This is a genomic window from Alginatibacterium sediminis (assembly GCF_003610775.1).
Taxonomy (GTDB): Bacteria; Pseudomonadota; Gammaproteobacteria; order Enterobacterales; family Celerinatantimonadaceae; genus Alginatibacterium; species Alginatibacterium sediminis.
The window spans coordinates 596,900-616,902 of the sequence record NZ_RAQO01000004.1; the positions used below are offsets into that span (position 1 = coordinate 596,900).

15 protein-coding genes are annotated in these 20,003 nt (G+C 42.6%); 8 read left to right on the forward strand and 7 right to left on the reverse strand.

What is annotated here, in order from left to right:
• Positions 1-176: 176 nt before the first annotated feature.
• On the reverse strand, positions 177-596 hold the full coding sequence (locus DBZ36_RS05775; RefSeq protein WP_120353964.1) for an Hsp20 family protein: 420 nt from the start codon (positions 594-596) through the stop codon (positions 177-179).
• A gap of 583 nt (positions 597-1,179) precedes the next feature.
• Here DBZ36_RS05775 and DBZ36_RS05780 point away from each other — a divergent pair.
• From DBZ36_RS05780 to DBZ36_RS05810, 7 genes are all read left to right on the forward strand, one after another.
• Positions 1,180-1,590, forward strand: coding sequence for a LexA family protein (locus tag DBZ36_RS05780; protein ID WP_120353965.1), 411 nt, complete (start codon positions 1,180-1,182; stop codon positions 1,588-1,590).
• On the forward strand, positions 1,590-2,843 hold the full coding sequence (locus DBZ36_RS05785; protein ID WP_120353966.1) for a Y-family DNA polymerase: 1,254 nt from the start codon (positions 1,590-1,592) through the stop codon (positions 2,841-2,843). Before DBZ36_RS05780 ends, DBZ36_RS05785 begins: the two co-directional genes overlap by 1 nt.
• A 112-nt stretch (positions 2,844-2,955) precedes the next feature.
• A complete protein-coding gene (locus DBZ36_RS05790; protein WP_199711777.1) occupies positions 2,956-4,506 on the forward strand; it encodes a sulfatase-like hydrolase/transferase in 1,551 nt (516 codons plus the stop codon).
• A gap of 138 nt (positions 4,507-4,644) precedes the next feature.
• Positions 4,645-5,802, forward strand: a complete 1,158-nt coding sequence (locus DBZ36_RS05795) for an anaerobic sulfatase maturase (RefSeq protein ID WP_120353967.1) — start codon at positions 4,645-4,647, stop codon at positions 5,800-5,802.
• Positions 5,768-6,751: a LysR family transcriptional regulator gene (locus tag DBZ36_RS05800; protein ID WP_120353968.1), complete on the forward strand. Its 984-nt coding sequence runs from the start codon at positions 5,768-5,770 to the stop codon at positions 6,749-6,751. Before DBZ36_RS05795 ends, DBZ36_RS05800 begins: the two co-directional genes overlap by 35 nt.
• A gap of 130 nt (positions 6,752-6,881) precedes the next feature.
• Positions 6,882-8,303, forward strand: coding sequence for a DUF1254 domain-containing protein (locus DBZ36_RS05805; protein WP_120353969.1), 1,422 nt, complete (start codon positions 6,882-6,884; stop codon positions 8,301-8,303).
• A 252-nt stretch (positions 8,304-8,555) separates the two neighbouring features.
• Positions 8,556-9,137 carry a sugar O-acetyltransferase gene (locus tag DBZ36_RS05810; RefSeq protein WP_199711778.1) on the forward strand — a complete coding sequence of 194 codons (582 nt, stop codon included), beginning with the start codon at positions 8,556-8,558 and terminating at the stop codon, positions 9,135-9,137.
• Between the two features lie 88 nt (positions 9,138-9,225).
• Here the strand turns inward: DBZ36_RS05810 and DBZ36_RS05815 are convergent, their stop codons facing one another.
• The 6 genes from DBZ36_RS05815 to DBZ36_RS05840 all read right to left on the reverse strand — a co-directional run bounded on the left by DBZ36_RS05815 (position 9,226) and on the right by DBZ36_RS05840 (position 17,920).
• The gene (locus DBZ36_RS05815) at positions 9,226-10,140 is read right to left on the reverse strand and encodes a type 2 periplasmic-binding domain-containing protein (protein WP_147394998.1); all 915 of its coding nucleotides are present in this window, start codon (positions 10,138-10,140) and stop codon (positions 9,226-9,228) included.
• A gap of 278 nt (positions 10,141-10,418) precedes the next feature.
• Complete coding sequence (locus tag DBZ36_RS05820) at positions 10,419-12,380, reverse strand: MacB family efflux pump subunit (RefSeq protein WP_120353971.1); 1,962 nt, start codon at positions 12,378-12,380, stop codon at positions 10,419-10,421.
• A 3-nt stretch (positions 12,381-12,383) separates the two neighbouring features.
• Positions 12,384-13,628, reverse strand: a complete 1,245-nt coding sequence (locus DBZ36_RS05825; protein WP_120353972.1) for an efflux RND transporter periplasmic adaptor subunit — start codon at positions 13,626-13,628, stop codon at positions 12,384-12,386.
• Between the two features lie 372 nt (positions 13,629-14,000).
• The gene (locus DBZ36_RS05830) at positions 14,001-15,677 is read right to left on the reverse strand and encodes a YHYH protein (RefSeq protein ID WP_120353973.1); all 1,677 of its coding nucleotides are present in this window, start codon (positions 15,675-15,677) and stop codon (positions 14,001-14,003) included.
• A gap of 122 nt (positions 15,678-15,799) precedes the next feature.
• A complete protein-coding gene (locus DBZ36_RS05835; protein WP_120353974.1) occupies positions 15,800-17,227 on the reverse strand; it encodes an ATP-binding protein in 1,428 nt (475 codons plus the stop codon).
• 9 nt (positions 17,228-17,236) lie between these two features.
• Complete coding sequence (locus DBZ36_RS05840; protein WP_120353975.1) at positions 17,237-17,920, reverse strand: response regulator transcription factor; 684 nt, start codon at positions 17,918-17,920, stop codon at positions 17,237-17,239.
• 411 nt (positions 17,921-18,331) lie between these two features.
• Between DBZ36_RS05840 and DBZ36_RS05845 the strand changes: the two genes are divergently transcribed.
• Positions 18,332-19,969, forward strand: coding sequence for a sulfatase-like hydrolase/transferase (locus DBZ36_RS05845; protein WP_120353976.1), 1,638 nt, complete (start codon positions 18,332-18,334; stop codon positions 19,967-19,969).
• The last annotated feature ends 34 nt before the right edge of the window (positions 19,970-20,003 follow it).

The following is a 20,003-nucleotide window of genomic DNA, read 5'->3' on the forward strand; positions in this document are numbered from 1 at the left end:
TAATGCAAAATCAATTTATATAAATGTATATTCACAAGAACAGATTTAAGGTCTTCGCCGTTAAATTGCTCGTTTATCAATCAAATACGTAAGCCAAGTTTTAAGCTTAATCACCTTGAATGTGATGCTGCTGAACCTTAGCTTTGGTGCCAATGCTTAAGTGAGTAAGCGAGGGACTATTTGTTGATCAAAATCTTACGTGCTTTCATCGCTTCGGGTACTAGGCGTACGAGTTCGATGTGTAGCAAGCCGTTTTCCATACTCGCGGATGACACGTTTACGTAGTCAGCAAGTTGAAATTTACGTTCAAAGTTGCGCTCGGCAATACCTTGATAAACGTAATTAGGCTTAGTCTCTGAGCAGGCTATGTCACCAGAAACAACAAGCATGTTTTCATTTTGAGTTAGTGATATCGAATCTTCAGAGAAGCCAGCTACTGCCATGGTTATACGGTAGTTGTGCTCATCTATCTGTTCGATGTTATATGGGGGGTATGCATTTTGAGACGGCTTTTTCTGGCTGTTCTCTACAAGATTGAACAGGCGATCAAAACCAATGGCATGACGGTATAAGGGAGAAATATCTATATTACGCATAATACTATCCTTTAAAAAAGCAATAGTTCTCAACGCATAAGCGAAGAGACAGAACACATACTCCTGAGTTTTAGTTAACCCACTAGACATATGGTTCATTGGTTAAACATGAAAGCAGCGTTCTGGCTCACCAGTGCATGCACTTCGTTATGATGACCGTTGACTCCCTACTAGAGGCGAATCGAGGCATCAATGAACTGAACTAACAATTCATGGTGCTAATATAATCGCTTGTCGCTTGCTTGTCAACATTTGGATTAGATTTTCTAATGGTTGTTTCGTATTTTATAAACGCAACTAACTTGCTACCGTGAGATCATAGACTTAAAAGTTTAGCGACGATTAATCTATTCACACGTCTTTGTGGTTAAAGCCTCTAATTTGGATATAGTTGGTCTATGAACTTAAAATTGAACACCCATCTGGGAGTAATAGTTGCTTATCAACACGATTTCTTACCAGATTTACGACAAGCAAAGTCCCCCGAATGTCTTAATGGATTAAAGTGCGGTGCAAAATAAAAGACTTTTCGAAACGAGATTCTAAGCTTAGAATGAACTGGTTATTTATACAGTGGTAGTTTATGAAAATTATTCCTCTTCTCGCCCATGCTGGCATTGTTGGCTTTGAGTCACCCGCTGCTGAATATACTGACTTAGAGCTCAGTCTAGATGAACTACTGATAGAGCACCCTAGTTCCAGTTGGATAGCTCTAGCTGTAGGTACCTCGATGACTGGGGTTGGAATATTCGACGGGGATATTCTTGTTATTGATAGGCATGAAACAGCTCGTAATACCGATGTTATCGTGGCTAACTTGAATGGTGAGTTCACCTGCAAGATTATTGATTTTACCGGGCGACAATTGTTGTCAGCCTGCCCTCACCATCGTGCGGTTTCGATTTCAGAACATGACGAGTTCACTATCGAAGGTGTTGTCTCGCGTTCGGTTCGTTGTCACCGCCCTAGCCCGTTGTTTACGAGTAAATCCTAGTGTTTGCATTGGTTGACGTTAATAGTATGTATTGCGCTTGTGAGCAAGTGTTTGACCCAAGCATACGGGGTAAGCCGGTAGTTGTGCTATCAAATAATGACGGCTGCATTGTCGCCGCAAATCGGCAAGCTAAAGTGTTAGGCATTCCAAAATTTAAGCCGTTTTTTGAAGTCAAAGCGCTGTGTGAAAAACATAAGGTTGTGGTTAAAAGCTCAAATTATGAGTTGTATAGCTCGCTTTCAAACAAGCTTATGGATGTAATTGGGCGATTTGCACCAGAGCAACATGTGTATTCAATTGACGAGTCGTTTTTGTCGTTTAAGCATTGTGCTGCAATACCGGATTTGCATGCGCAAGCAATGAGTATTCGCAGGGCCGCCTGGAAAGAAACACGTTTAGCGGTATGTGTTGGTATTGGTAACACCTTAACACTCGCAAAAGTTGCGAACCATGCGGCCAAAAAGCATGCCAATTACCATGGCGTCTGTGTGATTGAATCGGTTCAGCAACGCACAGAGATTTTAAAAGCTATGGATGTAAGCGAGGTTTGGGGAATTGGTCGTCAGCTATCAAAACGTTTAAAAGAGTTAGGGATCTCGACCGCCTATGCTCTGTCACAAATGCCAGCTAAAAAAGCACGTCGTTTTTTTAATGTGAATGTTGAGCGCACAGTACGTGAGCTCAATGGTGCACCGTGTATGTCGTGGGATGAAGCGCGCGCAGATAAACAACAAATTTTCTCAACCCGCAGTGTCGGTGAACGTATTACGGAATTAAACTCTTTAAAGCAGGCGTTAAGCCAACATATTGCAATTGCAGCAGCGAAAGCACGCAAGCAAGGCAGTAATTGCCGAACCATGATGCTGTTTACTGCCAGTTCTCCCCACGATGATAGACCAAAAAGTTTTCGTCGTACCCTTCAGTTCGCTTACGCGACGAATTGTACCGTAACCTTGACGAAAGCAATGAGCAACATAGTGCATGAATTGTTTGTCACAGGCGTACGTTTTTATCGAATAGGCGTGGGTCTAATAAACTTAGAACCTCAAGAGAGTAGCCAATTTGAACTATTTGAACAAAAACAAACCAATCCTGCATTAATGCAGGTGTTAGATCGAGTGAACGCACGTTATGGACGTGATTTTATGTTTGTTGCCTCGCAAGGCTGCGAGCAAAAATGGTCTATGCGCCGAGATTATTTAACCCCTCAGTACACCACCTCATGGCAGGATATTCCCAAGGTTAAATGTTAAGCCTTAAACTCGGCTTTATTGATTCTATCTATTTGAAATCATAATAGTCGCTATCACCCCCATTTAGGATGTTTTTCTTTACGCTATCTCCATTCCCAAATGGAGAATTTTGATGACTAAACCCAAGCAATTTGTAAAGAGTCTGCTCGCGACATCGATCATGGCTACGGCCACGATAGGAAGTGCTTTCGCAACAGATAAGGCACCAAACATTGTCGCAATCATGGTCGACGATGTTGCACCAATGGATCTTTCGGTATATCACCGTGGATTAGGTGCTATAGAAACACCAAATATAGACAGTATCGCTAAACGTGGTGTGATGATCAGTGATTACTATGCCCAAAGTAGTTCAACTGCAGGTCGTGGCGCTTTTATTACTGGCCAGTACCCTATTCGAACAGGTTTAACTGGCGTAGGGCAACCGGGCTCAAAACTGGGTATTAAGAAAGAAAGTCCAACCTTGGCTGAACTGTTAAAACTAAAAGGTTATGCAACAGTACACGTGGGTAAATCTCATTTGGGTGACAATAACAGCCATTTACCAACTGCACATGGGTTTGATGAGTATTACGGTTTTTTGTATCACCTAAACGTTATGGAAATGCCAGAGCAACCCGAATTTCCGAAAGATCCTAATTTCAGTGGCGTTCCGCGTAATGTTCTTCATACGGTAGCCACGGAAACCTTTGACGAAACTCGAGACCCTAGATTTGGAATCGTTGGTAAGCAAAAAATAACCGATAAAGGCGCTTTGGGCAAAGAGCGTATGAAAACAATTGATGAAGAATTTTTAGATTTCGCTACTGATTGGCTGGATAAGCACGACGCTAATAACGATAGTCAGCCCTACTTTATGTGGTACAACCCATCGAGAATGCACACCATCACCCATGTCCAAGAATCCTATGAAGGTGTTAGTCAAACATCAACCTACTATGACGCTGTAAAAGAGTTAGATGATCAAATTGGTGTTTTGATCAATAAATTGGAAGAGCAAGGAGAGCTAGATAATACCATCATTCTGTTTAGCTCCGACAATGGAGTAAACATGGACCATTGGCCAGACGGTGGCGCAGCTTCATTTAGAGGTCAGAAAGGAACAACATGGGACGGCGGTTTCAGAGTCCCTATGCTTGTTAGTTGGCCAGAAAAATTTCCACAAGGAAGCTATGTAGACGGAATGATGTCTGCTGAAGACTGGTTACCAACGCTAATGGCAGCTGCCGGCGATAGTGATATTAAACACGATTTATTGCAAGGCAAAACCATTGAAGGCACTGAGCGCGTTGCGCATCTAGATGGCTATAACCAAATGGATATGCTTGCTAACAATGCCGATAGTTTACGTCACGAGTTCTTTTTCTATAACGAAACCGATCTTAATGCGATAAGAGTAAACCAGTGGAAAGTACATTTGCGAACCAAAACGACGTGGACTGAACCGGCAAAAAACTGGCCGTTTGGCGTTTTAATTAATATTAAAGCCGATCCCTATGAGCGCTCACCAGAAACCCCTGGCTGGTATCACTGGATGAAACAAAAATCATGGGTATTACCAGAGTTCTATCAGGCGATAGGAAAATACCAACAATCACTTATCGACTACCCACCAGTGCAAAAAGGAACCGGCGTAGGAATGGGTAACAATACGATTAACTAAACGACGCAAGCGTTGTAAATTGGGATGGCGTTCCCGTTTACAACGCCTTCAATTTCAAGCGCTAACGAAAAATAGCTACAGTAAAATTCATACTTCACGGAAGGAGACCCCAAACCAAAGCGTTTAATAGAGGCCAGCATGTCAACCCAACTTCCATTTAGTTTGATAATTAAACCTGTAGGCAGTCAATGTAATCTTAGATGTAGTTACTGTTACTACATCAACAACGATAGACAACATAAAATGACTATTGATGTGCTCTCTGAAATGATTGCTCAACACATACAAGCACAGCCCGAGCACACAAGTTATGTGGATTTTATTTGGCATGGCGGCGAACCTATGATGCGCGGGCTTAGTTTTTATGAAAGCGTCGTGTCCGAACAAAAAAAATTAAAAACAAACAAGAAGATAAAAAACACACTGCAAACAAATGGGACGTTAATTACTGAAGCATGGGCAACCTTTTTCGCCGACAATAATTTTATGATTGGGATTAGTATTGATGGACCTGAGCTGGTTCATAATATTGGCCGCATAGATAAACGTGGAGACTCAAGCTATGAGAAGACAATAAAGGGTTTGGCCTTGCTCAACAAATACAACGTTGAGTTCAACACGCTTACTGTTATAAATAACCGTTCTTTTCATAGAGGAAAGGAAATCTATAGGTCTAAAAAAGAGCAAGGGTGTACTTATCTTCAGTTCCAACCCTGTATAGACCATGAGCTAGACAGAATTTCAGATCATGATTGGTCCTTAAGTGGCAGTCAATGGGGTACATTCTTGTGCGATGTTTTTGACGAGTGGTGTATCGAAGATATCGGAACAACATATGTTCAATTCTTTGAAAATTGTCTTGCGATACTGATGGACTACCCTAGCCAAATGTGTCACCACGCGCCAACGTGTGGGCAGCAACTAATCGCTGAGGCAAATGGTGAAGTGTTCAGTTGCGACCATTTTGCTTATCAAAGTCATTCATTAGGCCAGTGCACTGATCCCAGCGACAAGGAGTACTCTTCATTAAAAGAAATGGTCAATAGTTCCGATCAACGAGAGTTTGGTGAAAACAAAAGAAATCAGCTTGCTCAGCAGTGCCTTAGTTGTGATTTTTTGCCGCTATGCAACGGCGGGTGTCCAAAAAACAGAACACTAAGCACGCAACATAATGAGCCACTAAATTCATTGTGTATCGGCTATAAGCAGTTTTTTCACTATGCACTACCAAGGCTACTAAAAATGGTTGATGCAATGAAAAATGGCTACTCTCCCATGTGCCACCAACTATTTTGAGTTAAACTCCATACAAATTATACAAGCTTGTGATTGTGTATCGTCGATGGAAAAAGATTATAACCTGCTACACGTATTGGTGGTTTTGTTTCAAACAAAACAAACTGTTGCGGCCGCTAGAAAGCTACAGATTAGCCAGCCTTCAGTAAGCAGCATGCTAAAGAAGCTACGTGTACAATTTGCTGACGAATTGTTTGTACGTAATAAAAACATGTTGGAGCCAACGCCAAAGTGCAATGAATTAATGGACCGAATCCCGCAACTTCTCGAGATGATGGACGGTCTATATGAAACAAGCGGTAGTTGGGATGTGTCGCAGATGCGTGGTGAAATCACGCTTGTATTTCCAACAACACTAATGGCTCCAGTGGCACCATCACTGCTCGCTGAACTAAACCAACGAGCACCCGATCTGACCGTAAACTGTATATCGTGGGGAAGCGATACCATCAATCATTTGGAAGCTGGTGGCAATATTTGGGCCGTTGGCTACCTGCCAATGGAAACCAATAAAAATGTAATGCAACGTCCTCTACCGAGCGACCGGTTTATATTGGTAAAACGCGCCGGTCATCCTTTAACAACAAATGACCTTCAGTCAGTTTTGCGTCACCCTATTTGCTTGAGTGTTATCCCTGGTTATATTGAGGCTTCAAAAGCTGAGATGTTAATTAAGAAACACAAACTCGACAAATCAATAAGTGTACGAACAAGCGATTCGGCACTTATGCTAGAGCTGATTAAGAGCACAAATACGATCGGAGTAATGTCACATCGTATCGATTCAACCCTACCCAAACAGTTTGAGACAATGCCCCTTCCTAAAGAGCTTAAGAACGATACATTCCAGCGTGGAGTATCGCTTTTCTATCATGCTTCAAATCGGCATGCTCCATTTACTCAGTGGTTGTTTACTCAGCTTGACCAACAAATGCGGCAAAAGGATTAGTTAATTGGAGCAAACTTTGGAACAACTAGAGTCGCTGTTGAACTTGCACACTATTACTAATCGTAATAACTCATATTAAGCACTCTAAGTAGGAATTTTCGTATATTAGCTTCAACCAACGGAGGTTTTTATGCCAACAAGTCCTATACAATCATTTGTCCTTTCCTTTGTTTTAATAACGTCGTTTTTTTCCTCGACGGTAATGGCGGATGCTAGCCATACCCAAGAAGTTAACCCTGCGCAACAAGCCTTACACAACGAAGCTTACAACTTAGGTATTAGTGCTTATCTTTGGGGTTCTACGCTAGTGCGAATGGAACAGATAAGCCGACTGTACACCGATGTGTCCATGCCACAATCCGATACTAGCTACCGTGCCCCTTTAAATGAGTTTGGTCATGCTAGGCGCCTAAGTACGCCATCAGATACCGATATGCCAAGTGCAAACCGTGACACCCTTTATTCGAGCGCCATACTAGATGTTAGCGCTGAGCCTATTGTTCTTGAAGTGCCAGCGGTGACCGACCGCTATTATGTGATTAACATGTTTGATATGTGGCATAACCTATTTAAATATGTCGGCACCCGAGAAACTGGAGACATGGCAAAACAATTCTTGATTGTTCCACCTGGATGGGAAGCGAAACAAGATATTCCCCGAGAACTCAATATCATTGAAGCACCTACAACTAAAGTTTGGCTTTGGGGGCGCACTCAAGTTACCGGGGAGCAAGACTATGCACAGGCGCACTCAATTCAAGATCAATATAAATTAACACCGTTGAATGAATACATCACCGGCGAACCGTTACTCGATAATGTTGAACTAAAAGAGCACCATTTTTCTGACAATGACCCCTTGCGGTTCTATGCAGAATTAGGTGCTTTTATAGCCGAAAACCCACTTGATGAACGTCAACATGCCATGCTTGGGCAATTCAAAAAGATTGGACTTACAAAAAATGGTTTTAATGATAATAATCTGTCTGATTCAATCAGAAACGAACTTGTACGAGCCATTGAAGATGGCAAAGAAATTGTATCAGCGCAGGCAAATCCAACAAACCTAGAAATGAAAGACGGTTGGGTTTACACCTTTGCCTTAGATGCTTTTGGTGACGACAACGCCATGCGCTCATTGATTGCACATCCTTATCTAGGCGGACAAGGTCCAAAAGAAGCAATCTATCCTATGGCTGCCATCGATACCAATGGCCAAGCTCTAAGTGGCAAAAGTAATTACACAATGACCTTTGAAAAAGAGCCACCAGTTGGTGCCTTTTGGTCAGTCACTGTCTATGACGCACAAAGTAAAATGTTAGTTGAGAATCCGATTGATCGCTATGCAATTGGTAGCTTATCAGATCTTAAACGTAACTCGGACGGCTCGTTCACCGTTCAGCTTTCACCTGATGCACCTACCGATTTACAGTTGCACGACAACTGGTTACCTACACCTAGCGGTAACTTTTATCTATTAACTCGTTTGTACATTCCAGGAAAAGAGATCCTTAATATGGAATGGACGGTGCCAGGTGTAAAACCTCAGTAATGCGACATATGTTTACAGGCATGCGAAGCGTGCCTGTAACTAAATCTGGAAAACTTTAGTTTAACTCAGCAGTACTCAGCGTCACTAAATTGAAGATCATATAAACCAGATGGCGCTTTGGCTGATTTACGCGCAATAGTGGGAGATGGTAGATCCTAAGGTTGAAGTTTACGGTTTTGATTTCAAACATAGTCAGAATACACGTATAGTAATTTGACGACATTATCGAAAAACTAAGCATGCGGAGTTCCAGTGAAACTGATAGATAAACTCACCAAACCCATGGCATACACTTCAACCTTTGATCTAGCTGATCTTGAGCTGCAACTGCCAGCTAAGCAGTTGTGTTGGGAGTTTAACCAAATTGCTCCCAGTGATAACAACAAAAAAGTTGAAGTGTTAACTAAGTTGTTTGGAACCTACCACCGGATGGTGTTTGTAGAACCCACTTTTCGCTGTGATTACGGCTTTAATATTCACTTTCATGGCATGGCGCTAATTAATTACAATTGTGTCATCCTTGATACGTCACCAGTTAATATTGGCGCAGGCGTATTTATTGCACCAGGCGTATGCATAAGCTGTGTAGGTCATGCTATCCACCCTCAACAACGGGTTGAAGGTGTAACAACATCTGCTCCTATCACAATTGAAGATGAAGTATGGATAGGCGCAAACGCCACTGTGTGTGCAGGCGTAACTATTGGTAAGGGTAGTATTATTGGCGCTGGCAGCGTTGTTACTAAGGATATACCAGCAGGAGTTATTGCAGTTGGTAGTCCTTGTAAGGTGCTTCGAGCCATTACCGAACAAGATAGACTTGAGCTGGTTTAAACTTTGCGAAATTGTATAGAAAGCTTAGCTATACTTTGCGTTTAGTTGTGAATAGTCCTTTGCTCTTTTATTGCTTGTAAGCTGCAAGTTAATTGGCTGGAGACCACCATAATTCTTGACGTTGGATGGGGGTTGCCAATGGTAGTAAAGGATTGTCCATTTTTATGATGGTTCTATTTTTCAAATCAGCTCTTTTTATGTGCTCGCCAAAATGGTCCTCAAAAATGGCTTGTAGGCTGCCATCATTGACCATCTTTTCTAAGCCATCCGCTAAGCGCTTAGCAAGGCGCGGATATTGAGGTGATACGAAGACATAGCTTGGTGCAGGTATATATAATGCGAGGGTCGATTCGACGGCTAGATTTGGTAGCGTTTGTATACGTTCTTCGAACTCATCATATATTTCATGTACCCCTCTTGGACTAAACCCAAATCGTTTTCGATTTAGCATACTAAAAATAGATTCGTAATCTGAGGTCGTAACAACATCAAACCCCAATGTTTCCATCACTCTAGTAATCGTCCAACTTTGGCGTAATCCTACGGGAATATTTTTTAAGTCGGCTACTGTTTTTACACCTCGAAATAACTCAACATCCTCTTTGTTTATAAGCAGCAGGCGATAACTAAGTATTCCTCGACGAACTGGGATACGTATAGGGATAGTTTTGTTTTCCCAACTTTGATTTGTTAATGCGATAAACACGTTTAACTGTTTACCTTCTACCATTTCGTTTAGCGCTCGCAAGGTATTCATGCGAGGAGCAGTGTCTGAGAAACGATAACTGCCATAATTGGAGACGGTTTTTTCCATCGCAGTAGTAAGAACTTCACGCTTGTAGCTCATACGGCTATCAACGTCTGACTGACCGGATTCAAAACGAATTTCATCCATAGCGAATGAAGTTCCGCTGGTGGCCAGATAAAGAACCAGCAATAGTAAATTTCTAAAGCCAAACAATTTCTGGTTGATAGCTAACGAGATGAGGTCAATGTTAAACAAGGTTTTAACCACCTTATATAAGCCTGTGTATAAATGCGGTTCTAATATATTTAAAACCAACAAGTTGTTGGTATGTATTGGATAATTATGGATACCTACAAAGTTTAGATCATTGATGTAAAACCAGCGAATTAAGATCAGGAACATTCTAGAGGATTGATAAGCGGTCTGGCCCATTATGAGTAGTGGTTTTGAATTGCTTTGCAAGTCGATATACCGGAATGCATTAAAAAATGTTCCGGTATATTAATTGCGCGCGAAAAACCTTTTCCTTTTCACTAATCTCTAGATAAGGCGTCTACAGGATTAAGTCTCGCAGCATTTCTAGCAGGCAAAAAGCCAAAGACAATGCCTATCACCGTTGAGCAAGCAAAGGCAGCAATGATGGATGTGCTTGAGTAAATCATTTCAAATTCACTGTTACTATATTGGAAAACTTCTCCAACAAGATACGCTAAGCCTATTCCAAGAGCACCGCCACAAAAACAAACCAGCACTGCTTCGATTAAAAATTGGCGCATTATATCGGTCTGCCTTGCGCCAACAGCCATTCTTATTCCGATCTCACGGGTACGTTCGGTTACCGAAACCAGCATAATGTTCATGACGCCAATGCCGCCTACCAGTAAAGAGATGAAAGCGATTGCGGATATCAATAAGGTCATCGTTTCAGAGGTTTTGGTAATATTTTGACGTATGGTATCGGTATTGATGGTGAAAAAATCGACGGTTTCGTGACGCATGGCAATTAAATCTATTATCCCCTGCTCTGCGACATCACTATCAACATTGTCACTGATCCTAACTGTTATATCATCGACATAGTTTTGCCTAAATATGCGTCCAGAGACCGTGGTATAAGGCAGCCAAATATTAAGTTCATCGCTGCTGCTCGACACGCTATCCAGAGCTTGGGTAACGCCGATAACTCGCACCGGAAGTCGACCAAGGAAAATAACACTACCTAGTGCATCGCCATCTGCAAACAGTTCTTGCTCTGTATTTGAGTCAATAACAGCTACTTGCTCTAGTGATTCGATACTGTCTTCGCCAAAGAACTGACCTTGCGCCAAGCTGTAACCCCGAACTCGGAAGTACTCTGTACCAACGCCTTGAATCGAACCGCTTACGGTTTCACTCGAATAACGAATCGCAACATTTGCCCTAACGGTAGGGGTTGCGCTGTCGACAAAAGGTAAATTGCTTAGTGCTGTAGCGTCATCCGCGGTAAGGGAGCGAACTCTTGCAGAGCGCCGATCTCCGCGTCCAGTGCCCGGCTTGATTTCAATAGTATTGGTGCCCATAGATGAAATATTGTCTAGAATCTGTTGTTGAGATCCCGCACCCAAAGCCACAACCGATACTACCGATGCAATTCCAATAATAATGCCTAACATGGTTAAAAAAGTTCGTAATCGGTGATTAGACATAGCAATTAGCGACATTTTTAGGGCTGCAAAATATCGAGACCAATTCATCCCTTTGTTTACATCTGCTTTTTGATGCAAGCCTTGCTGAGTCGCAAGTTTTGGATAGTTTGGTTCTTGACTAGAAGCATTTGATGTATCGCCAATTATTTCACCGTCTTTGATTTCGATTATTCGGTCAGCAAAGGCAGCAATTTCGGGATCGTGAGTCACTATAATAATAGTGTGTCCATCGGCGTGAAGTTCACGTAGAAGTTTCATCATCTCGGCGCCACTGCTACTGTCTAAAGCGCCCGTTGGCTCATCGGCTAAAATGACATCGCCACCGTTTACTAAAGCTCTAGCTACACTAACCCGTTGCTGCTGCCCGCCGCTAAGCTGCGCAGGTTTATGGTCTAGGCGATCACTTAATCCTAAACGGCTTAAGAGTTTTTTGGCTTTATCCTGACGGGTGTTTTGTGCTTCATTGGCATATAGTGCTGGAACTTCGACGTTACCAACGGCACTTAAATCACTTAATAAGTGGTAGCGCTGGAAAATGAATCCGAAATACTCACGACGCAATGCGGCCAAATCGTCTTCGTCCATAGCGGACGTATCTTTACCATTGATGAAATAACTGCCTTGGCTTGGTTTGTCTAAGCAACCCAGTATGTTCATTAAGGTCGACTTACCTGAACCCGACGCACCGATGATTGCAATCATTTCTCCACGCATGATTTGCAAGTTAATGTCATTAAGTACCGTTAATTGCTGATCACCGGCTGCAAAGCTGCGCGTTACGCCTTTGATGTTTAACAAAGCATCAGTCATCAGTTATAACCTCATTCCTTGACCAGGGCCACCGGCTCCGGGTCCACCAGCACCTTGACCGAGCATAGACGTACTGCCAGTCAATGAGAAACTTGAGGCTGTTTGATTACTTTTTGTCGACTCGCCAATCACAACTTGGTCGCCTTCACTTAGTCCTGATAGGATTTGAGCGTAAACCTTATTATTCATCCCTACTTCAACGTTTCGATATTCAAGTTGTTGGTTGTTTAACACGGGGATTTGATAACTGTCTTGCGTGCCTTGTTTTAGGATTAATACTTGAGATGGGACGAGTAACGCATCCTTAACACTTTCTAACACAATGGACACCTGTGCGGTCATGCCTATGCGTAGTACTTGATTTGGGTTCTCTACATCAAATAAAGCGTTGTAGTAGATTGCTTCGTCATCTCCAATCCTTAAATCGCTATCATCGCCGGTAAGTAGGGTTGGGCCAGGCTCTATGGCACGAAGAACCCCACGAAAGGATTTACCGCTTGCACCAAGAATGGAAAAATAGGCTTCTTGTCCTGACTTAACATTAATGATATCCGCTTCAGATACTTGCGCTTTAATTGTCATTGTATCAAGTTGGGCTAATTCAATAATACTCGGTGTGCCTTGATTGTTATTTACTGTTTGCCCCTCTTCAACTGATACATAAATAACGGTGCCATCAATGGGCGATGCAATGCTGGTGTACCCCAAATTAAGTTCAGCGTTATTGACATTGATAATTGATTTTTCTTTCTCGGCATTAAGTTGATCAAGCTCTGCTCTATAAACCGCAAGTGTTGATTCTGCTGTATCAAAAGAGGATTGAGATGTTGTACCCGTGGCCAACATCTTTTGGTTGCGTACGTATTCTGCGATCGCTACTTTTATTTCTGCTTGCTTGGCTGTGTATTGAGCATTAATACTTTTAAGCGAAGCTTGAGCTTCTTTAAGTGCATTTTGCTGGGTCAAATTATCAATTTCGGCTATTAAGTCACCCTGCTTCATTTCGTCGCCCAGCTGGACGTCAATCTTGCTGATCATTCCCGATACTTGTGCGCCAACACTAACAAGTTTTGACGGGTAGATAACTCCGTTGGTAAGCACCACTGTTTCTAAATCACCGCGCCGAACTTGGTCGGTGGTAAATTGCGTTTCAACAGGCTTCGCCATACTGTATTGATAGCCGAGCCCAGTGGCGATACCGGTAATAACAAGTAGCGATACAACAGTTGTCTTTAGGTGTTTAATCATGGTTATTCTCGTGACAAAGGGTAATTAGCAACCTTATAAAACACGTTAAAGCGTGCTTAACTGGCTAATCACATCAAAATAAGTTGAATTAAGTCTATCGAAGAACGTTTTAGCATGGATGACAATGCTGTCATTTAAGCGTTATAAGTGACTAGATTGAGGCGAGAACACTATTTATGAGATTCGCACTAACGATTAACTTGCCAACTTAGATACTTACACTAGAAACATGAGTTTTGATAACAGCAACCAAACAAGAAATCAGGCTATGGGGTTCACGTTTGCCAACAATGGGCTACTTCAAAACCCGTTCTAAAGTAACCCCATTGTTAACGAAGTGGCCTGATGTCGTTTGGCTGAGCTTTTCAACACCTACGAGCAGTCTTTAGCGCACTGCTGTTGGCTTTCAGTACCGTCGCAAATACCGTCGCCGCAGTATTTCTTTGGAGACTTGTTGTCACTATTTTGGTTGTCGTGTGCTACTGCTTTTTGTTTTTTTCTGCTTTCGCCTGAACTGCTTGCACTTGCACGACTAAAGTTTTCAACCGTCTGTTTGCCTTGAGCGTCACTTAGCACAAACTGGTATTGGCCATTTTCATCCCAGCTATAGCTTAACTGGTGGGTTTTTCCATTTAGGATGTATTCTAAATTGTAGCTAGATTGCCCTGTTTTGCTAAAACCACTAATGCGAGCATTATTTAAAGGACCGTAATCAGCAGTACGTACCGGAGTCGATCGCGGCTGAGGAGTGACCTGGTCTTCCGGCGCATTTGCTAATGAATCAACTTGAACTTCTCCTCGAAACCCTGCGATAAGGTAAGGTGGATAGTCGGTTGCATGATACTGATAAGAGCCGCTTTGGTTAAACCGGCCTAAATATTCATCTAGATGTTCGTCGGTCTGAGAATAAACCGGAAAACCATCTAGTGCATAGGCTATCGGATTGCCAGCCCCTACAATTTGCTCTAGGTGTTCTGGTGCCAAGTGGTAATGGTAATCATCTGCGCGCCCACTATGTCCCCCCCAGTTATCAAGCTCCCCAATATCTGCGGCATATTCACCACGATTGTTTAAGGCATTGAAAATTGGGACGCCATTAACAGCGATGGCAATTGCACCTTTATGGAAATGGTCTTTAGTTAACAATGGTGATGTTGCTAAAACTGGATTGAGCGGGATCTTCCAACTATTACTACCGCTATAGTTTTGAGGGAGTGGCACTTGTTGCTGCCAGCTGCTTATACCAACCATCATGTTATGTTCAGGCAAACCATTCGATTCGATACTGACAAAGCTTTGATCTTCACTGCTAGTCACATTTTCGAAGTGGCTAAAGTGTGAATGGATATCACCGTGCGGGTCTTGGCCTTGACCAACTGGAGACTCGCTACCGTCACTAACAGTTAAGCGACAAAGTATGGTGTTGTCTTTTTCTAGATCAGCTGTCCAGATAAGTTTTGCACTCGGAGCCCATTGTATTTTCTCAAAGCCACCTTTGGGCCGAACTTGGTCTGCGGTGTACTGGGTTGCTGGTTGCCAAGAACTGTCATCAAAACTTGGAAGTGTCCAAGACTGCGGCGCGGTAACAACTTGATACAGACATGAACCTTCGCCAGCAATCGGTGTGGACGTTTCAACACAGCTACTGTTTAAGGGCGCTTTATGAATAACCATACAACGCATGGCACTGTTAGAAACAGCAACAACATTATCCGATCCTGATTTTGTAACTTGAGTAATGAACCCACCATCTCCGATTTGTTGTCGATTTGAACCAATATATTCAAGCCCGGTGTCGTTCTCTTTAAAGTCTTTAATTTCAAATGCTAAGACAAAGGGCAATGACGCTTGAAATTGTTTAGTTTCGGCATTAAATGAACGCTCAGTGTCAATTGAAACCGAGTCCTCCAATAGCAGCTGCCCATCAATGTATGCCGTGAACCAATTGTCGGCCCACACATCAATCCCATAACTGGTTATTTCAGTGCCACTTAACCCAGTACTAACAAGCCAGCATGCACCACAGAACCTTACAATTGGAAATTTCATCGGTTTTTATCCCTGTCTTCGTATGATGCCGTAACCGTGACTATCGGTTAGTCGAAGGCCATTAACACCTAGTTGGTGATTGCATCATAGCAACCCATAGCTGTTCTCGGATGACAATGCTGTCATTTACCCAGTGGTAATACCAATAGCATTGCTACGACATCCGGATTGCTTGATTCGAGGATTAGATCGCCACCGTGAGCGCGCGCAATTTCGCGCGATAAACTTAAGCCTAAACCGCTACCTGAAATCCCCTGAGTATGCGCAGGATCGCCACGATAAAAGCGATCAAATAATTGACGTCTATGGTCAACTGACAAAGGTAAACAATAGTTGCTAATCTGTATCTCTATCACAGATCCATTTTGTTTAGCCTGAATATTTATACCCCTTTCATGCACACTGTAACGTACTGCGTTCACTAGTAAGTTGTTTAACAGTTGCCTGAAAAGAACACTATCGGCCTTAGCAATAAGATCACGTTGGATTGAGCAACGTATAACTAAGTCTTCAGAAAACAGTTCGAAGTCGGCAGTCATTACGTCTAACAGTTCGGTAATATTGAGCGGTTCAAGATGCAGCGCCATTGAGCCTGAATCGGCTTGTGAAAGCAGTAGTAGCTTACGTGTTATGGCTGACAAGTGCCCTACTTCGTCCAAAATGGCATTTAGGTCTAATTGAGAAGGATCGGCATGTGTGACAGCTTGTTCCAGTTTACCCCGCAATACAGTGAGTGGCGTTTTTAGTTCGTGGGCGGCATCCGATGTAAAACGAGAGGTTTGCTGAAAACTATCTTCAAGTCGATTTAGCATGACATTATAGGTGTTAATTAAAGCTTCAAACTCTTTATCTTCTTTGCGCATAGGTAAACGATGGCTAAGGTCTTTTTGGGTAACTTTTTCCATCGATCTATTTAGACGATTGATAGGTCGCATGGTGTTACTAGCAATAAACCACGCACCGAGTATGCATAACAACACGGAGAAAGGAATAACCACAATCAGCGCTGTACGCAGGGTATTGATAAAATCGCTAGTGGTTGCGGATACCTCAACAGCAATAAAGCTGTGAAAGTGTCCGTCGCTAGCAAATCCGCTTCGCCATTGGTTATCTAAATGGTCGAAAGAAACTAACTGACATTCAAGCTCAGAAGGCTTTTTAGTTGCCACTCCATCATTAGTATTGGTATATAGCGATAGCGAACTGACAATGTTTTGAACATTCAAGTTTGTTGACTGAGCTAAGATCCCTTGTTCGTCTGAGTTAACCAACAGCATTAATTCACTAGCTTGGTTAATCCTTAATTTATCAACTAGATCATCGACAAGTTTGTCTGTTGAGTAGTTTGGGTCATCCATCATAGAGAGTCGAGATGGAGGAGCATTTGGTTTGGTCCTTGGAAGCATTCGTTTGGCTTCCATACACAAACGGTTATCAAGATGAGCGAGTTCCACCGTCATAATGCGCGACCAACTTAGGCTGGTCACCAGCGCTAACACAGCGCTTACGGTTAAAATAGACATGGCGAATATTCGGTTTCGAAAATACATGTTGATATCTTAGCGGGGACTTAGGCGATAGCCTGTCCCGCGGATTGATTCAATGGCTGGCAGCTGTTGCTGTTCTGTTTCTAGTGAAGAAAGCTTACGGCGTATCCGTTTTATACAAACATCGACAACATTGGTACAAGGGTCAAAGTCGAATCCCCAAACATGCTCCAACAATTGACCGCGAGTGAATACTTGATTGGGTGAGCGCATAAGATGTTCAAGTAAACTGAACTCTCTACTGGTGAGCTCTATCGTTTTAGCTTGGCTGGATATCTTGCGATTCAAGCAATCTAGTGTTAGCAAGCCAACTTCAATCAGATGTTGTTTCGTCCCTTCTTGGCGTCTAAGTAATGCATGAATACGGGCGCTAAGCTCTTCAACGTAAAAAGGTTTGGCTAAATAATCATCTGCTCCAAGCTCTAAACCCTGAACGCGATCACCTAGTTCATTTCGCGCAGTGAGTAGAATAATTGGCGTCTTATTACCCGCTTCACGAAGTGATTTAAGGATATCCAGACCATCACGACCTGGCAGCATAATGTCGAGTACGATGGCGTCGTGAATATTTCTGCTCGCTTGCGCATATCCTTTATCACCGTCATCGCAGTGGGTGACTTCAAATTGTTTTGCTCGCAAACCATCGCAGATAAAGTCGGCAATTTTTTGTTCGTCTTCAACCAACAGAATGTTCATAGCTAAGGTCCTAGGGCAGAGCTCTTGAGTATCTCATCAGCACACTTGTTCAATCAACAAGTATGACAAGATGGTCATATTTAAATCCTCCGTATAATGCGAACAAGCAGCCTTAGACATGCTTATGTAGATTGATTATGAGAATTATTAAGCTGAGTCTGATAGGACCTCTGCGTTTTATAAACAGAACCGTATTGTGATGCTCTGTATTTGCACACTGTGATCTTTTCTTTGCCAAAGCACGTAAGTAGTGCTGCGATAGCTTGGCCTTATGGAGTTATAAAACTATGTGATAGCTTAGCTATTTAGTGGGTCTAAGCGCCAATTGTAGTCACAGCTTAGTTTAGAAAAATATGGTCAGCAAGCAGCTTATCGGAACGGACTGATTTTTAGCTTATTAAAGGACAAAATATGAAGCAACTACCCTTGTTAACAGCATTGTCGTGTGCAGTCTTATTGCCCGCCCAAGCTAATGACATTATACATGATGCAGAGTTTGGGATCCTTAAACGTCAACATGCTCAAGAATGGCAACGCCAAGACCTAGAAGTTGATAAAAAGCTTGCTGAAATACGGAAAACAAATGGTGATAAACGACCCAATATCGTTTATTTTTTGGTTGATGATCTGAGTTATGGGCAAATGGGAAATCGCAAGATGAACCATGTTATGGGAGTCTCTACTAAGAACATCAATGACTTTGCCAACCAAAGTTTATCTCTAGAGCGGATGTATACAGAGCCTTCGTGTACACCAACTCGCGCCGCAATGATGACAGGGCGTCATCCAATCCGAAGTGGTTCCAGTGAAGTTAAAGTTACGCTAGTCGGTGAAGGTTTATCAAAAGATGAAGTAACTATAGCGGAGGTACTATCTGCGTCAGGCTACAATACTGCCCACATTGGTAAGTGGCATCAAGGCGACATAGAAGAATCATACCCACACAATCAAGGCTTTGACTTTGCCGCTTTTCCTGCCCACCAACAAGTTCAATTGTCGTTAATGACTAAAGAAGCAGCGTTGGCCAACAACCTATTTGGTTGGAACGAGTCGATGCAGAATAATGATTTTGTTATAGACCAAACCTTTAGACCAAATGGCATGGTTACCGGACTAGAAGCAAAAAAAGGCGGGCTAGCTACCGAAGTTCATATGCCTGCCGGCCACGAATGGAGTCAAGCGGATTACCATGCCATGAATGTCAGGTATCAAGAACAAGCGCTTGAACAACTCGAGTTGCTAGCAGATTCCGACAAACCGTTCTATATGCAATATTGGCCTTTATACCCTTTAAACTTTGTACATGACCAAACTCCAAATAAAACCAGGAATGGAGGGTTCATGGTCGAAAAACTTCAGTTGCTTGATACTTGGTTTGGAGAGTTTACCGCCAAACTTGATAGTTTAGGAATTTCAGATAACACCATTGTCATTCTAATGGCGGACAATGGTTTGATGTACCACTACGGCGGTCCATCTGGATTAAGTCAACTTATCTACCGCGGTGGTAAGACGGACTTTTTGGAAGGCGGAATACGAACAGATGCCTATGTACGTTGGCCGGGTGTAATCGAAGAAAATTCCGCAGCTAGTGATATTATCCATGTCAGTGATTTGTTCACAACGATTGCTCGAATTGGACAGGCTACCGATAATATACCTAGAGACAGAGTGATAGACGGTATTGATCAAACGGCCCTATTATTGGAAGGCGAACACAATGGCAGGCGCGATTATGTTTATGTTTACCAGAACGAAATCTTAGCTGCTGTGGTTAAAAATGAGTTTAAAATGCATACACCAACTGCTGGGATGCCAGGTGCAGCCGCCCCTGTGTTTAATGTTTACCGTGATCCTCGCGAAGAAAACCCGCATATAGGTATGGCACTATGGTCAGGGGCTTCATTTCAAGACATGATCAAACGCCATGTGATGACGATTCAAAAATACCCACATCTTCCCTTGGGTAAAGATGCTCCGTACTCAGGAATAGTTAATCTGAGGCCTGAAACCCAGAAGTTAGTCGAAGACTTCAATTCCTGGCATTAAAGTGAAAAAAAGGCCTTAGTATAAGTTTATACTC

Coding starts and splice junctions, on each gene's coding strand:
- DBZ36_RS05820 (WP_120353971.1), bottom strand. CDS start 12,380: ATGACTGATGCTTTGTTAAACATCAAAGGCGTAACGCGCAGCTTTGCA.
- DBZ36_RS05840 (WP_120353975.1), bottom strand. CDS start 17,920: ATGAACATTCTGTTGGTTGAAGACGAACAAAAAATTGCCGACTTTATC.
- DBZ36_RS05795 (WP_120353967.1), top strand. CDS start 4,645: ATGTCAACCCAACTTCCATTTAGTTTGATAATTAAACCTGTAGGCAGT.
- DBZ36_RS05790 (WP_199711777.1), top strand. CDS start 2,956: ATGACTAAACCCAAGCAATTTGTAAAGAGTCTGCTCGCGACATCGATC.
- DBZ36_RS05805 (WP_120353969.1), top strand. CDS start 6,882: ATGCCAACAAGTCCTATACAATCATTTGTCCTTTCCTTTGTTTTAATA.
- DBZ36_RS05800 (WP_120353968.1), top strand. CDS start 5,768: ATGGCTACTCTCCCATGTGCCACCAACTATTTTGAGTTAAACTCCATA.
- DBZ36_RS05845 (WP_120353976.1), top strand. CDS start 18,332: ATGAAGCAACTACCCTTGTTAACAGCATTGTCGTGTGCAGTCTTATTG.
- DBZ36_RS05780 (WP_120353965.1), top strand. CDS start 1,180: ATGAAAATTATTCCTCTTCTCGCCCATGCTGGCATTGTTGGCTTTGAG.
- DBZ36_RS05830 (WP_120353973.1), bottom strand. CDS start 15,677: ATGAAATTTCCAATTGTAAGGTTCTGTGGTGCATGCTGGCTTGTTAGT.
- DBZ36_RS05835 (WP_120353974.1), bottom strand. CDS start 17,227: ATGTATTTTCGAAACCGAATATTCGCCATGTCTATTTTAACCGTAAGC.
- DBZ36_RS05775 (WP_120353964.1), bottom strand. CDS start 596: ATGCGTAATATAGATATTTCTCCCTTATACCGTCATGCCATTGGTTTT.
- DBZ36_RS05825 (WP_120353972.1), bottom strand. CDS start 13,628: ATGATTAAACACCTAAAGACAACTGTTGTATCGCTACTTGTTATTACC.